At 40.1% G+C, this 13,956-nt stretch carries 15 protein-coding genes; 4 read left to right on the forward strand and 11 right to left on the reverse strand.

Annotated features, from left to right (window positions below; translation table 11 throughout):
• Positions 1-69: 69 nt before the first annotated feature.
• From nqrF to H5182_RS03985, 9 genes are all read right to left on the reverse strand, one after another.
• A complete protein-coding gene (gene nqrF / locus H5182_RS03945; protein ID WP_145241329.1) occupies positions 70-1,299 on the reverse strand; it encodes an NADH:ubiquinone reductase (Na(+)-transporting) subunit F in 1,230 nt (409 codons plus the stop codon).
• Between the two features lie 19 nt (positions 1,300-1,318).
• Positions 1,319-1,927 carry an NADH:ubiquinone reductase (Na(+)-transporting) subunit E gene (gene nqrE / locus H5182_RS03950; protein ID WP_145241327.1) on the reverse strand — a complete coding sequence of 203 codons (609 nt, stop codon included), beginning with the start codon at positions 1,925-1,927 and terminating at the stop codon, positions 1,319-1,321.
• A gap of 10 nt (positions 1,928-1,937) precedes the next feature.
• A complete protein-coding gene (locus H5182_RS03955) occupies positions 1,938-2,570 on the reverse strand; it encodes an NADH:ubiquinone reductase (Na(+)-transporting) subunit D (protein ID WP_145241325.1) in 633 nt (210 codons plus the stop codon).
• A complete protein-coding gene (locus H5182_RS03960) occupies positions 2,570-3,334 on the reverse strand; it encodes a Na(+)-translocating NADH-quinone reductase subunit C (protein WP_145241323.1) in 765 nt (254 codons plus the stop codon). The genes H5182_RS03955 and H5182_RS03960 overlap by 1 nt, the downstream gene beginning before the upstream one ends.
• Positions 3,327-4,529, reverse strand: a complete 1,203-nt coding sequence (locus H5182_RS03965; RefSeq protein ID WP_145241321.1) for an NADH:ubiquinone reductase (Na(+)-transporting) subunit B — start codon at positions 4,527-4,529, stop codon at positions 3,327-3,329. Before H5182_RS03965 ends, H5182_RS03960 begins: the two co-directional genes overlap by 8 nt.
• A 4-nt stretch (positions 4,530-4,533) precedes the next feature.
• A complete protein-coding gene (locus H5182_RS03970) occupies positions 4,534-5,877 on the reverse strand; it encodes a Na(+)-translocating NADH-quinone reductase subunit A (protein WP_145241319.1) in 1,344 nt (447 codons plus the stop codon).
• A 376-nt stretch (positions 5,878-6,253) separates the two neighbouring features.
• Positions 6,254-7,447 carry an enoyl-ACP reductase FabV gene (fabV, locus tag H5182_RS03975; RefSeq protein WP_145241317.1) on the reverse strand — a complete coding sequence of 398 codons (1,194 nt, stop codon included), beginning with the start codon at positions 7,445-7,447 and terminating at the stop codon, positions 6,254-6,256.
• Positions 7,448-7,547: 100 nt separating this feature from the next.
• Positions 7,548-7,859, reverse strand: a complete 312-nt coding sequence (locus H5182_RS03980; protein ID WP_145241315.1) for a BolA family transcriptional regulator — start codon at positions 7,857-7,859, stop codon at positions 7,548-7,550.
• A 73-nt stretch (positions 7,860-7,932) separates the two neighbouring features.
• The gene (locus H5182_RS03985) at positions 7,933-8,526 is read right to left on the reverse strand and encodes an alpha-ketoglutarate-dependent dioxygenase AlkB (protein ID WP_182759573.1); all 594 of its coding nucleotides are present in this window, start codon (positions 8,524-8,526) and stop codon (positions 7,933-7,935) included.
• A 42-nt stretch (positions 8,527-8,568) separates the two neighbouring features.
• On the opposite strand from H5182_RS03985, the gene H5182_RS03990 reads away from it, so the two are divergent.
• From H5182_RS03990 to H5182_RS04005, 4 genes are read left to right on the forward strand one after another with little or no spacing between them, the layout of a single operon-like run.
• The gene (locus tag H5182_RS03990) at positions 8,569-9,717 is read left to right on the forward strand and encodes a methyltransferase (RefSeq protein ID WP_145241311.1); all 1,149 of its coding nucleotides are present in this window, start codon (positions 8,569-8,571) and stop codon (positions 9,715-9,717) included.
• 2 nt (positions 9,718-9,719) lie between these two features.
• Positions 9,720-10,274: a YajG family lipoprotein gene (locus H5182_RS03995; RefSeq protein WP_182731490.1), complete on the forward strand. Its 555-nt coding sequence runs from the start codon at positions 9,720-9,722 to the stop codon at positions 10,272-10,274.
• A 2-nt stretch (positions 10,275-10,276) separates the two neighbouring features.
• Positions 10,277-10,897, forward strand: coding sequence for a peptidylprolyl isomerase (locus tag H5182_RS04000; RefSeq protein ID WP_182759574.1), 621 nt, complete (start codon positions 10,277-10,279; stop codon positions 10,895-10,897).
• Between the two features lie 43 nt (positions 10,898-10,940).
• Positions 10,941-12,320 carry an AmpG family muropeptide MFS transporter gene (locus H5182_RS04005; protein WP_145241306.1) on the forward strand — a complete coding sequence of 460 codons (1,380 nt, stop codon included), beginning with the start codon at positions 10,941-10,943 and terminating at the stop codon, positions 12,318-12,320.
• 66 nt (positions 12,321-12,386) lie between these two features.
• Here H5182_RS04005 and H5182_RS04010 read toward each other — a convergent pair whose 3' ends face one another.
• Entirely contained in the window at positions 12,387-12,626 is a 240-nt protein-coding gene (locus tag H5182_RS04010) for a helix-turn-helix domain-containing protein (RefSeq protein ID WP_182759575.1), read from the reverse strand.
• 882 nt (positions 12,627-13,508) lie between these two features.
• Positions 13,509-13,847 carry an iron-sulfur cluster insertion protein ErpA gene (gene erpA, locus H5182_RS04015; RefSeq protein WP_058560150.1) on the reverse strand — a complete coding sequence of 113 codons (339 nt, stop codon included), beginning with the start codon at positions 13,845-13,847 and terminating at the stop codon, positions 13,509-13,511.
• Positions 13,848-13,956: the final 109 nt, after the last annotated feature.

Consider the following 13,956-nt stretch of genomic DNA (forward strand, 5'->3'; position numbering starts at 1 on the left):
AAAGCCCCGTAACATATATTGCTACGAGGCTGATATTCTAACCAAAACTAAACTGTTTTGATACGGGTGTTAGCCACCGAAATCATCTAGTAAGATATTTTCGTCTTCAACACCTAAGTCTTTCAACATAGTGATAACAGCGGCGTTCATCATTGGAGGACCACACATGTAGAACTCACAATCTTCTGGCGCTTCGTGATCTTTAAGATAGTTCTCAAATAACACGTTATGGATAAAGCCAGTATAGCCTTCCCAGTTATCTTCTGGTTGTGGATCTGAAAGCGCGGTATGCCATACGAAGTTATCATTTTCAGCCGCTAGGCCGTCAAAATCTTCAACATAGAACATTTCACGCTTAGAACGTGCACCATACCAGAAACTCATCTTACGCTTAGAGTTCAAACGCTTAAGTTGGTCAAAGATGTGTGAACGCATAGGTGCCATACCAGCACCACCACCTACAAATACCATTTCAGCATCAGTATCTTTTGCAAAGAACTCACCAAATGGACCAGAGATAGTTACTTTATCACCTTCTTTAAGTGACCAAATGTACGATGACATTTTACCACAAGGTAAGCTTAAATCTCTTGGCGGCGGCGCAGCGATACGCACGTTAAGCATGATGATGCCTTCTTCTTCTGGGTAGTTAGCCATTGAGTAAGCACGAATTGTTTCTTCGTCTACTTTTGACTCCAGCTTGAAGAAACCAAAATGGTTCCAATCGCCACGATACTCTTCTGGTACATCGAAATCAGCATATTTAACGTGATGCGCAGGGGCTTCAATCTGAATATAACCACCGGCACGAAACGGTACTGACTCGCCATCAGGGATCTGTAGTTTAAGCTCTTTAATGAAAGTTGCTTTGTTATCGTTAGAAATAACTTCACAATCCCATTTTTTAACACCGAAAATTGACTCTTCAAGTTCAATTTCCATGTCATTTTTAACATTTACCTGACACGCTAAACGACAGCCTTCACGGGCTTCACCTTTAGAGATGTGATCAAGTTCAGTTGGTAAGATATCGCCGCCACCAGAATGAATGTGTACACGACACTGACCACAAGAGCCACCGCCACCACATGCAGATGATACGAAAATACCTGACTCAGATAACGCGCCTAAAAGCTTGGTACCTGCAGATGTTGTAATGGCTTTGTCTGGATCGCCATTTACGCCAATGATGATGTCACCGCTTGCAACTAGCTGAGATTTAGCACCAATGATGACTAAAACTAGCAGTACAACGATAGCGATGAAAACACCAACGCCTAAGAAAATCTCATAACTCATGATTTATCCTCGCTACCTATTAAAGTGAAATGCCAGAGAATGACATAAAGCCAAGACCCATCAAGCCAACAGTGATAAAGGTAATACCTAAACCACGTAAGCCGTCTGGCACGTCTGAATATTTCATTTTCTCACGGATACCAGCAAGCAAAGTAATTGCTAGCGCCCAACCCACACCAGAACCGATACCATAAACCACTGATTCAGTGAAGTTATAGTTACGTTCAACCATGAAAGATACCGCACCAAATATTGCACAGTTAACTGTGATCAATGGTAGGAAGATACCTAACGCGTTATAAAGTGCTGGGAAGAACTTATCTAATGCCATTTCAAGAATTTGTACAAGTGCCGCAATAACACCGATAAACGTCAAGAAACGTAAAAAGCTAAGATCCGCGTCAGGATAACCAAGCCACTCAAGTGCACCAGGTGCAAGAACCGCATGATAAACCAAGTTGTTAACTGGTACTGAGATACCCAATACCACGATAACTGCCACACCTAGACCGATAGACGTTGTAACTTTCTTTGATACTGCAAGGAAAGTACACATACCTAGGAAGAAGGCCAAAGCTAAGTTTTCAATGAAAACTGCTTTTACGAATAAACTAATATAATGTTCCACAGTCTGCCCCTTACCCTTTCGCTTCTACTTGGTCTTTCTTATAAGTACGAAGTACCCAAATGAATAAACCAATGATGAAGAATGCACTAGGCGGTAAAATCAATAGACCCATAGGTTGATACCAACCACCATCTTGTACAAGAGGGATGATTTCAACACCAAATAATGACCCTTTACCAAATAGTTCACGAATAAAGCCAACAGTCAGTAACACTACTGAGTAACCTAAGCCATTACCGATACCATCAAGGAACGACATTACTGGCGGCGACTTCATTGCGTATGCTTCTGCACGACCCATTACGATACAGTTAGTAATGATTAGACCAACGAATACAGACAACTCTTTCGCCGTAGCATAAGAGAAGGCTTGTAATACTTGGTCAACAACGATTACCAATGATGCAATAATGGTCATTTGCACGATAATACGTACAGATGACGGGATCTGGTTACGAATAATTGAGATAAAGAAGCTTGAGAACGCTGTTACCAAGGTCAATGCGATTGACATGATTAAAGCATTTTTTAAGCTCGACGTTACCGCAAGCGCAGAACAAATACCAAGTACTTGTAATGCGATTGGGTTGTTTGCCAGTACCGGACCAAATAGGACCGACTTCATTTCTTTAGTATCAGCCATTATTTCAACGCTCCTTCACGTACTCTCGCAAGGAAAGGACCAAAGCCGTTTTCGCCAGTCCAAAAGTCAACTGTGTGATCAACACCATTTGAAGTTAAAGTTGCACCAGATAAACCATCAATTTGATGATCATTTTTAGCGCCGCTTTTTACTACATCAATAGGTAGCTCTTTGCCACCCCATTTAGCAGTCCATTGTGGATTTTGAATTTCCCCACCTAGACCTGGTGTTTCACCGTGCTTATAGAAGTTAATATCTTTAATTGTCTCGCCATCGCTTTCAAGCGCTAAGAAACCATACATAATACCCCAAAGGCCATAACCTTGGATTGGTAAAATGATAGCATCTGTAGAACCGTCTGCTTTTTTCGAGATATATGCAGGAGACTCATGAGTCATACGCTGAATACCAGCGATATCCTTAATGCCCTCTGCTTTTAATGCAAAGCTAATTTTTTGATCAAACTTGCTTTTTTCAAAATCGAAAGCGTCGATTTTAGCCTGAACTGCTTCGCCAGTTTGAGACTCACCTGTTTCCATATTAACTAGGCGAGTTTCGATCTTAGCTTTAAAAGTTTCTGATACAGAACCAGACACATCAATGCCCGCAGCTGCCAAGATATTTTTTTGAATATCTTGCGTTTTGTTAGCTTGCTGTAAAGGGCGAAGCTGAACTGAAGCAAACGATACGATGATTGCACACACTAAACATAGTGCTACAACAACGCTTAGCGTTTTGCCGATTGATTCGTTATTACTAGACATTACGTGCCAACCTCCGCTTGATATTAGCTTGCACTACGAAGTGATCGAACAATGGTGCAAATAAGTTAGCAAATAAGATTGCTAGCATCATACCCTCAGGGAATGCAGGGTTAATTACACGGATCATTACTACCATCACACCAATTAGTGCGCCATATGCGAACTTTGCTTTGTCAGTAAATGCTGCAGACACAGGGTCTGTCGCCATAAAGAACATACCAAAAGCAAAACCACCAAGTACAAAGTGCCAATGCCAAGGCATTGCAAATACTGGGTTAGTATCAGAACCAACAGCGTTTAATAAGAATGCTGTTGCCACCATACCCAAGAACACACCTAGCACGATGCGCCATGAAGCAATACGTACGTAAATGAGGAATAAGCCACCAACTAGCAATGCAAGTGTAGATGTCTCACCTACTGAACCTTGAATGAAACCATAAAACGCATCCCACCAAAGAGCCATGTTGCTGTAATCAAGTGAACCAACAAACGCTTGACCTAGCATAGTTGCACCAGAGAATGAATCTACTGCTGTCCATACTGTGTCACCTGAAATTTGTGCAGGGTATGCGAAGAATAAAAACGCACGACCCGCTAATGCAGGGTTTAAGAAGTTACGACCAGTACCACCAAAGATTTCTTTAGCGATTACTACACCGAATGTAATACCTAGTGCAACTTGCCATAAAGGAATGGTTGCAGGTAGGATAAGCGCGAATAACACAGACGTTACGAAGAAACCTTCGTTAATTTCATGCTTACGCACTGAAGCAAATATAACTTCCCAGAAACCACCTACAGCAAATGTAACTGCGTAAATAGGTAGGAAGAAACATGCGCCATAAAACATTTTAGCGCCCCAGCCGGATTCAGCAGTTAATTCACCACCAAATATCTGGAACAGGCCAACTTGCCAAGAATTTGCTAGTTCAAAACCTTGTGCTAATGCACCAGCGGCCTGATGACCGATATTGAACATACCAAAAAACATTGCAGGGAACGTCGCCATCCACACTAAAATCATCATGCGTTTTAGGTCGATGTTATCACGAACGTGTGTCGCGCCTTTATTTACGTGACCAGGGGTATAAAAAATAGTTGCAGCTGCTTCATACAGCGCATAAAACTTTTCATGTTTACCACCGGCTTCAAAATGCGGCTCGATATCTTCTAGAAATTTCTTTAAACCCATCTCTCTAGCCTTCCTTCTCGATCGTAGTCAAGCAATCGCGTAGGATTGAACCATACTCGTATTTGCCTGGACAAACGAAGGTACATAACGCTAAATCTTCTTCATCAAGTTCAAGCGCCCCTAATGAAATTGCACTATCCAAATCACGGGCAATTAAGTCACGTAATAAAGGCGTTGGCAAAATATCTAAAGGCATAACACGCTCATAGCTACCAAGTGGTACCATGGCACGTTTTGAACCACCTGTTGACGTTGTCATTTTAAATAAACGACTCGGTGTTAGGTGTGATAAGAAAGTACGTGTTACAGAGAATTTATCTGTGCCTGGAGCAATCCAACCAAACAACTCTTTTTCGCGACCTTCAAGTAATACCGATACTTGAATGTGGTAACGACCTAAGAATGCTTGAGGACCTTGTGAAGTAGCGCCCGCTAAAACAGAGCCAGAGATAACACGGTTATCGCCGTCTTCTAATTCGCCTGCAACTAAATCATCTAAAGCAGCACCCAGTTGAGTTTTCACTAAACGTGGGTTTTTAACACGCGGACCAGCAAGAGAAATCACACGGTCTGTGCTAATTTCACCAGTTAGGAATAAGTGACCAAAGGCAATAACGTCTTGGTAACCGATATGCCAAACTTGCTTGCTTACCGATACTGGATCTAAGTGATGGATATGTGTGCCAACAAGGCCAGCCGGATGTACGCCACCAAACTCATGTACTTCTACTTGAGGAATTGATGAGCTAGGTACTTGGCTACCTGCTTGTTTACAAACAAATACCTTACCATCGGTCAGACGTGATACCACAGCTAAACCTGCTTCAAATGCTTGTACATTTTCAGCAATAATCACTGCAGGATCTGCAGCAAGAGGGTTAGTGTCGATAGCCGTCACAAAGATCGAACTAGGATTTGCATCCACAGCTGCTACTTTGCTGAATGGGCGAGCACGTAATGCTGTCCATTGACCTGACTGGATCAGTACTTCTTTGGCTTTTTCACGATCGAGACTCGAAAGTTGCTCAGTCGAGAAAGCGTCAAAGGTGATTTGCTCACTGCCGTTTATTTCAATAACGACAGATTGCAGCACACGTTTTGCACCACGATTAATTTCTTTTACTGTACCAGCAGCTGGAGCAGTAAATAATACACCTGGGTTCTTTTTGTCTTCAAAAAGTACCTGGCCTTTTTTAACTTGGTCATCCACACGAACATGCATGGTTGGACGCATACCAATAAACTCTTCACCTAGCACAGCTACACGTTTGACGGTAGAACCATCATGAATAACTTGCTGAGGCGCGCCCTCTATGGGTAAGTCCAGACCTTTTTTTATGTTGATCATACGCACTTGCACTACATTAACGGAAAGAAACTGAAAAATCGTACCGACCACGTCGCTTTTCTTGATAACCCTAAGCCAAATTCAAGATAACGAAGAACCGCCTGTTTAAATTACAAAACAAGCAACGCAGTAAAATTCCTCACATATATTGCCCGAATTTTAACATCAATCAGGGTCACTATGCGAGTGTAATTATGAAATTTATACGACAGGAGCAGTTATTTAACCTATTAGCCGCATTTGAATAAAATTCAATATAGACCAAAGTGCTATTGCTTGCGAGGTGGGATGGAAATTAATCCGCTAAATAACGATAAAGTAAAATTTATCAATAAAAAAAGTCGCCATAGCGACTTTTCAAATAAACATGGCTGAATTAATCAATCATGTTAGCTATAGCGGCAACTGGATCGACATCTTGTTCATAATCAACAGCATCAATACCAAACCCAAATAAACGTAAAAACTCATTGTGGTAACCCACGTAATCAGTTAATTCGTCTATTGTTTCTGTGGTTACGCTGTCCCACACAGTTTGAATACGCGCTTGTACATCATCTTCCAGCTCTTTGTAGTTTTGGAATAAATGACCGCCGTCATCAAAGCGTGGTGAGTCTCCATAAAGGTTCTCAGTAAATAACGCGTGAATTTGCTCGATCGTGCCTTCATAGGTCCCATCCGCTTTCATTACTTTAAATAGCGCTGAAATATAAAGCGGCATAATAGGAATTGCAGAACTTGCTTGGGTGACCACTGCATTTAATGATGATACATAAGCTTCACCGTTTAATGCTTTAGTTGATTCTTTGATTGCTACGGTTGCGCGATCTAAATCTTCTTTCGCTTTACCAATAGTCGCGTGACCGTAAATTGGCCATGTTAGTTCTTTACCGATATAAGTATAAGCACTGGTTTTAAAGTTATCAGCTAGTACATCAGCCTCTTTTAATGCATCAATCCACATTTCCCAGTCTTCGCCGCCCATCACCTTAATAGTGTTATCAATATCATCTTGGTTTGCAGCTTCTACAGTAATAGCATCAATTTCACGTTTTGAGGTGTTTAAGTTTTTAGTCGTAACTGAGTTACCAATTGGCTTAAGCGTTGATGAGTAAACTTCGCCGGTATTTGGATCAGTTCGACGCGGCGATGCAAGGCTGTATATAACTAGGTCTACTTTGCCTAAATCCGCTTTAATTGTATCAATCGCTTTTTGTTTGATTTCGTTAGAGAACGCATCGCCATTAATATTTTTTGACCATAAACCTTCAGCGTCTGCGGCCGCTTGAAATGCAGCAGTATTATACCAACCTGCAGAACCGGTTTTACGCTCAGTACCTTCTTTTTCGAAGAAAATACCTAAAGTTTTAGCACCGCCACCAAATGCAGCAGTAATACGAGATGCAAGGCCATAGCCAGTTGAAGCACCGATAACTAATACATTTTTAGGGGCATTTTTTAATGCGCCTTGTTGTTTTACATAGTTAATTTGTTCTTGTACGTGCTCTGCACAACCTACTGGGTGGGCGTTAGTACAAATGAAACCGCGAATTTTAGGCTTAATGACCATTGATCATCCTATATTTATCTCAATAAAAATTAGCGCTAGTTTAAAGGCTAATTGTAAAAATACAGGTCTGATGAGTTTTGTGTACTCTCAGACCTTGCCGTTAATCTAATTTAGAGCCACCTAAACAAGTCGGTGAGTCAGCAACCTGACCACTTTGCTCTGTAAATTCATCAGGCGTAAAAGTATGGATAGCCAATGCATGAATATGATTCGCTAACTCATCTTTTAGCACTTCATTAATTTGACGATGGCGTTGCAATAAACGTTTACCGCTAAACTCTTCACTTACTACAATGACTTTAAAGTGTGAATCGCTACCACGACTATGCATATGGCTTTCGTTCACCACATTAAGGTGCTTACACGCAATCGCATCAGCTAACTTGCTTTCAATCTGTTGTTGCATTGACATAAAACACTCATATTTTACTGGTTATTTATGTGCTTACTATATCAAGGCCACTACTATAAAGGCCAACAAATATTCATTTTTGAAAAATTGTTCGAAAAGTTAAGTTGATTCGAGGGTGTGCCAAACGTGTTTGTTTAGGAAGCGCATGTAGATATTGTTGCTGGCTAAGTCCATTCATAACCAAGCAACTCCCGCTGTGTAACGTAAGCGAAGTGACTTCCTTGGTTACTTTATGTTTTATTTTAAATACTCGTTCAGCCCCTAATGAAAGCGATACAATAATAGGCTCATGGCCAAGTTCTGCTTCATCATCGGCGTGCCAGCCCATGCAATCATTCCCATCACGGTATAAGTTAACTAATAAGGCATTAAATCCAACATCAAATTGTTTATTTAATCGTAGTCGCATGGCATCTAATACATCAGGCCATGGTTCAACATTTAATGTCGAACCAGAATAACCGTAACGTACACCAGCATCAGCAATAAAACATTGCATACGTGGAATGGGGTTCGTTTTCCCAAACACGGTCGTTTTTGGTTGCTGCCAAGTCAGTGAGTCGCGTAAATAGTAGAATAAATCGAGACTTTTTTGCGCACTTAACGCTTTTGCTTGGTAGTAAAAGCCATTTGGTAACATATGGGGGTTGGCCTTTTGCCGTTGCATGTTAGAATTTACCTATCATTTGATTACTGATCACTAACTATTATGACCACGCAAGCACAGTTCGGCGATAAAACATTTACTCTTGAACGTTTTCCATTGGATCAAAAAAACCGTAGCTTACAAGCTTGGGATTCAGCAGACGAGTACCTAATTGACTATGTTACTGAACATTATCCTGATTGTCGCTCTTTGCTGATTTTAAATGATAGTTTTGGAGCCTTGTCTTGTTATTTTAGTAAACAACAATTAACGGTTTGTTCAGTAAACGATTCTTATATTAGCCACCAAGCGGCGGCTTACAACTTAGCAGAAAATAAAATACCAACCACCGCATTTAGCCAGCTAGATAGCTTATCGGCTTTGCCTGAACACGTTGATTTAGTTATTTTAAAAGTGCCACGCACATTGGGCTTCTTGCAATATCAATTATCTGAGCTCAGCGAAGTACTTGCACCTGGCACTCCGGTTATTGGCGCAGCAAAAACCAAAGATGTACATAATTCAACAATTAAAGCTTTCGAGCAATTTATTGGTGAAACTAAAACTAGTTTAGCAGTGAAAAAATCTCGCCTAATTATTAGCCAAGCAGAAGGTGGTTATAAAGCTGCTGATTTTCCTGTTAATTGGCCTCTTGAAGGCACTGATTTTACCATTAGTAATCACGCCAATGTGTTCTCGCGGGATTCTCTGGACATTGGTGCACGGTTCTTTTTTGACTTTTTACCACAAACCAATAAAGCAAAAAGTATTATTGATCTAGGTTGCGGTAATGGTGTGGTGGGTTTGATGACACTCGCACGCTGCCCTAACGCTGAAGTTACCTTTGTGGACGAATCATATATGGCGGTTGAATCAGCACGATTAACTGTAGAGCTCAATATGGAAGATAAGTTTGAGCAATGCCGCTTTATTGAAAATGATTGCTTAACGGGCTTTGAACGTGAAAGTGTCGATGTAGTGTTATGTAATCCGCCTTTTCACCAAGCACAAGCCGTGACAGATCACATTGCATGGCAAATGTTTAAACAAGCCAAAGACACATTAAAAAATGGCGGAGAATTACGTATTATTGGTAACCGCCACCTGGACTACCATGACAAACTAAAACGTATGTTTGGCAATTGTGAATTACTTGGTTCAAATAAAAAGTTTGTAGTATTAAGTGCCACTAAAAATAATGGAATGCTATAGCTATGATGAAATATGTTTTACCTTGTTGTGCTTTATTATCACTGTCGGCTTGCAGTAGTCAGCCTAATCAATTGATCTTAAATCCGCTCTATCAAGGTGGCAAATTAAGCTCAATTAATCAAAGTTTAAGTACCAGTGTTATTGATCTTAGAGGTGACCCAGCAACATTAAAATTAATAACCTCAGACAAAACCCAAACAATTGCCAGCCAAGGCCTTACTGAATCAATTAAAAGTGCCCTTGATAGCGCTCTTAGCCGAAACGGTGCAAGCATTTCAAATCTTGCGACTACTCGTTTTGAAGTTGATATTCATACACTGCAAGCCGTAGTAACTGAAAAAATGATGTCGCATACCAGCAATGCAAAGATTGAATTAGGTGTGCGTGTTATTCGCAGCGACAGTAACTTCAGTAAAATTTACCGTGGTAATGCAAGCCTTGAAGGACCACTAGGTCACGATAGAGCAAAAATTGAAGGACAACTCAATAAGTTGACTGAGCAGTTAATTACCCGCATGGTATCAGACCCTGAATTACTCGCATTTTTAGAAGGTTAACCATGAAACGTCTATTTTTATTATTTATATTAGTGCAACTTAGCCAAACCGCAATGGCAGCGACCGAAGGACGCTTTGTGCAAAAAAACAATATGTTCCCACGAGTTGAAATAACTACCACAATGGGGAAAATCATAGTCGAGATGGATCGCTCAAAAGCCCCTATCACCGTCAATAATTTTTTAACTTATGTGATGGATGGCAGCTATAAAGGCACCGTATTTCATCGTGTTGAACGTGATGTAGAAAACGACCGAGACTTTGTCATTCAAGGCGGTGGCTACGATAAAGAATATGACGGCGTTTATGAAGGCGATCCAATCTTTAATGAAAGCGGTAACGGTTCAAAAAACGATATGTACAGTATTGCCATGGCCTATCAAGATCGTCAACCTCATTCTGGTACTCGTCAGTTTTTCTTTAACATGGACAATAACGACCACCTAAACCCAGGTAAAGACTGGGGCTTTGCCGTGTTCGGTATGGTAATGGAAGGCTACGAAACGCTTGATAAAATCATGCAAGTTGAAACGGGATTTAATGAAAAAATTGGTTATGACTTTGTACCAAAAACCCCGGTTGTTATTTTAAATATAACTGTATTAGAGCCAACCCCACTATAACAATAAAAATAGCGGCCAAACCGCTATTGCCAATGAAGGCGTTATGACTAAAAGCTTGTCGGTATCAGAATATTTTTCGTACTTTAAAGATAAACGACTTATAAATGTGTTTATTTTTGGTATGAGCAGCGGTTTTCCTTGGGTCCTCATAGGCTCCGTGATGTCTGCGTGGCTAAAAGATGAAGGCCTCAGTCGCAGCATGATTGGCTTATTTGGCATTGTATTTGGTGCTTACAGCATTAATTTTTTATGGTCCCCCTTAGTCGATAGAATAAAACTGCCGTTGCTATATAACTGGCTAGGCCAGCGCCGAAGTTGGATACTATTTTGCCAATGCTTTATTTTGCTAGGAGTTATTTTACTGGCAGGATTAGATATCACCGCGCATTTAGCCATCGCAGCTGCGTTGTGCTTATTAATTGCTATCGCCTCAGCGACTCAAGATATTGCTATTGATGCTTTTCGTATCGATACCCTCAGTGAAAACGAAAGCCATAAAGCAACCGCAGCAGCAGCAATGGCTACTTCTGGTTGGTGGAGCGGTTATGCTCTGCTAGGTGCTATTCCGTTTTATATGGCAGATATGCCAAGCATTGACTGGCCACAAGTGTATTACTTTTTAGCTATTGTGATGTTATTACTTATGAGTTGTGTATTTTGGGCAAAAGAACCTGAATCTAACCGCGAAGTTGTACATGCAGAGCTAGAACGTATTTATCGGCAAAAGCTGGCGCTTGGTAAGCAAACACAATTAACTAAAGTTGCAGCATGGTTGGCTGTTACTGTACTTGATCCTTTTAAAACATTCTTCGCGCGTAATGGCGTGAAGACTGCACTTGCGCTGCTCGCTTTTATCTTTTTATTTAAAATTGGTGAAGCATTTCTGGCCCGTATGTCGATTGTGTTTTATAAAGAAGTCGGCTTTTCAAACACTCAAATAGCAAACTATTCAAAGCTCGGCACGGGGCTTATCACCATTGTGTTCGCATTTTTAGGCAGTATTTTTAATCACAAGTACGGCATCGTTAAAGGTTTGTTTATTAGCGGTGTGGCAATGGCTGCTTCTAACTTAATGTTTTCTTGGATCGCTCTCGCAGGCCCGCAAGAACACTTGTACGCAATGGCAATTGTCGTCGATGGCTTTACTCAAGCATGGTCATTAGTTGCTATGGTAGCATTTATATCTATGCTATGTGATCGCGCTTTTAGCGCAACACATTATGCTTTATTAGCGTCATTGGGAAATTTAGGACGAACCTTACTTTCAAGTTATAGCGGTGTGGTGATTGATGATTGGTTAGGTGGAAATTGGTCGTTATTTTTTATTTTGACTGCCCTGATGGTAATACCATCACTCATATTCTTATATCTTATTCGGCATAAATTGTATGAATTAGAAAATAGTTATCACGGTAGGAATTAATAAGGGAAAGAAATCATTTCACATCAATGAGAGCGCTTCCCTGCGCTTACAAAAAGAAACTAAATATTAGTCTTCTTTTAATAAGCCTAAACCTTCATACGGGTCGACTTCTAATGCATCACAATAACGTAAAAATTCAATTACGTCTAAACGGCGCTCTTGGTTTTCAATTTTGCCAATAAATGAATGTGGTGTACCAAGTACATGAGCAAGGCTTCGCATTGTGTGACCTTTCTCGTGACGCTTAGTTTTAAGCCACTTGGTTAGTTTTGAGTTTTCTTCAGAAGAAACTGTTTTACCCATCATAAAAAACATCTCCTACTAGATGATTTAAAGTTAATTAATTAAGAGTGAAATTTGCCCGTCTCACTCTTGGATACATTATATACTATTCAGACTCATGTGAAATAACTAATTTCAGCTGAGTCCCCATTTAAGGAATCAGCTATTATAGATGAGCAGCTTTATTGTCAAAGTCACAACAAAACGCGCGTTCTATAATTAGTTCCTTTTTAATGTAACAAATAATTAATTTAAATAAACCTTTTTTATGATTAATTATTTTTGACTTATAAATTAAATAGTTACATTATTAACTGTCCCTTTATTGTTAGGAGCAAGCGTTTATGTTCAGATTATTGTTTTTACTACCCATTATCCTCTGCTTAGTTTGGTATTTTTTTCTTAAAGCAAATGGCGTTCCGATCAAACAAGGTAAGAAAGGCTTTATATATATTTTAGCGTTTTCTGCAATAGTGTTAGGTTTTTTTATTCTAATGCTCCAAGTCACTCACCCTACATAAATGAGTGACTTAGCCTAAAGCAAGCCAATTTGACGTTCAATTAGCATCTATAAACAAGAAATAACGGCTAAAGCCACATAAGGTACAAAGCTCAGGCCACCAGCAACAGCATCTATTAATGACAATAATCTAGAAGTATTAACTCTGAATAATTGTATGAACTCACGTAAGTATTTTAATCTTGCTACGCGGATCTAGACCTTGTTTTTAAGGAGGATTATTGAGTGGGGAATACTTCAGTAAGCTGTTCAGCTACTTTTTGCCCGCGTTAAAAATCATTACGAAATCGGTTTCATTTAATGAAATAATAGCTACGCAGTAATTTTAGATAATAAGATGTCTTAGGTAATAAAAAAGCCGCTAGCTGCGGCTTTAATCAATTGCTTTAAACGCTGAAACTAGCGCCACACCCGCAGGTGGTAGTTGCATTGGGATTGGAAACAAAAAAGCGTGCGCCTTCAAGTCCTTCGGTGTAATCCACCTCACCATCAACTAAATATTGAATACTCATTGGGTCAACCACTAAGGTTACGCCATTTTTTACAATTTCTAAATCGCCTGGGTTTGCTTTTTCATCAAAAGTAAAACCATATTGGAAACCTGAACAACCTCCGCCTGTTACATAAACACGCAGTTTTAGATCTGGATTTTCTTCTTCGTCGATTAACTGTTTAACGCGAACAGCAGCTGCATCGCTGAACTTAATGGGTAATTCTTCTGACATACCATAACCCTCTATACCTACATTGTTTTGATTATCTAATACCCGAGTGTTTTAATCAAGTATTGCGTTTACTTACTAAGCTTTGACGCTATATGCACATTTAAAATCT

Source organism: Pseudoalteromonas sp. SG44-17 (assembly GCF_014164235.1).
GTDB classification, from domain to species: Bacteria; Pseudomonadota; Gammaproteobacteria; order Enterobacterales; family Alteromonadaceae; genus Pseudoalteromonas; species Pseudoalteromonas rhizosphaerae.

Coding starts and splice junctions, on each gene's coding strand:
- nqrF (WP_145241329.1), bottom strand. CDS start 1,299: ATGAGTTATGAGATTTTCTTAGGCGTTGGTGTTTTCATCGCTATCGTT.
- H5182_RS03955 (WP_145241325.1), bottom strand. CDS start 2,570: ATGGCTGATACTAAAGAAATGAAGTCGGTCCTATTTGGTCCGGTACTG.
- H5182_RS03960 (WP_145241323.1), bottom strand. CDS start 3,334: ATGTCTAGTAATAACGAATCAATCGGCAAAACGCTAAGCGTTGTTGTA.
- H5182_RS03965 (WP_145241321.1), bottom strand. CDS start 4,529: ATGGGTTTAAAGAAATTTCTAGAAGATATCGAGCCGCATTTTGAAGCC.
- H5182_RS03970 (WP_145241319.1), bottom strand. CDS start 5,877: ATGATCAACATAAAAAAAGGTCTGGACTTACCCATAGAGGGCGCGCCT.
- fabV (WP_145241317.1), bottom strand. CDS start 7,447: ATGGTCATTAAGCCTAAAATTCGCGGTTTCATTTGTACTAACGCCCAC.
- H5182_RS03980 (WP_145241315.1), bottom strand. CDS start 7,859: ATGTCAATGCAACAACAGATTGAAAGCAAGTTAGCTGATGCGATTGCG.
- H5182_RS03985 (WP_182759573.1), bottom strand. CDS start 8,526: ATGCAACGGCAAAAGGCCAACCCCCATATGTTACCAAATGGCTTTTAC.
- H5182_RS03990 (WP_145241311.1), top strand. CDS start 8,569: ATGACCACGCAAGCACAGTTCGGCGATAAAACATTTACTCTTGAACGT.
- H5182_RS03995 (WP_182731490.1), top strand. CDS start 9,720: ATGATGAAATATGTTTTACCTTGTTGTGCTTTATTATCACTGTCGGCT.
- H5182_RS04000 (WP_182759574.1), top strand. CDS start 10,277: ATGAAACGTCTATTTTTATTATTTATATTAGTGCAACTTAGCCAAACC.
- H5182_RS04005 (WP_145241306.1), top strand. CDS start 10,941: ATGACTAAAAGCTTGTCGGTATCAGAATATTTTTCGTACTTTAAAGAT.
- H5182_RS04010 (WP_182759575.1), bottom strand. CDS start 12,626: ATGATGGGTAAAACAGTTTCTTCTGAAGAAAACTCAAAACTAACCAAG.
- erpA (WP_058560150.1), bottom strand. CDS start 13,847: ATGTCAGAAGAATTACCCATTAAGTTCAGCGATGCAGCTGCTGTTCGC.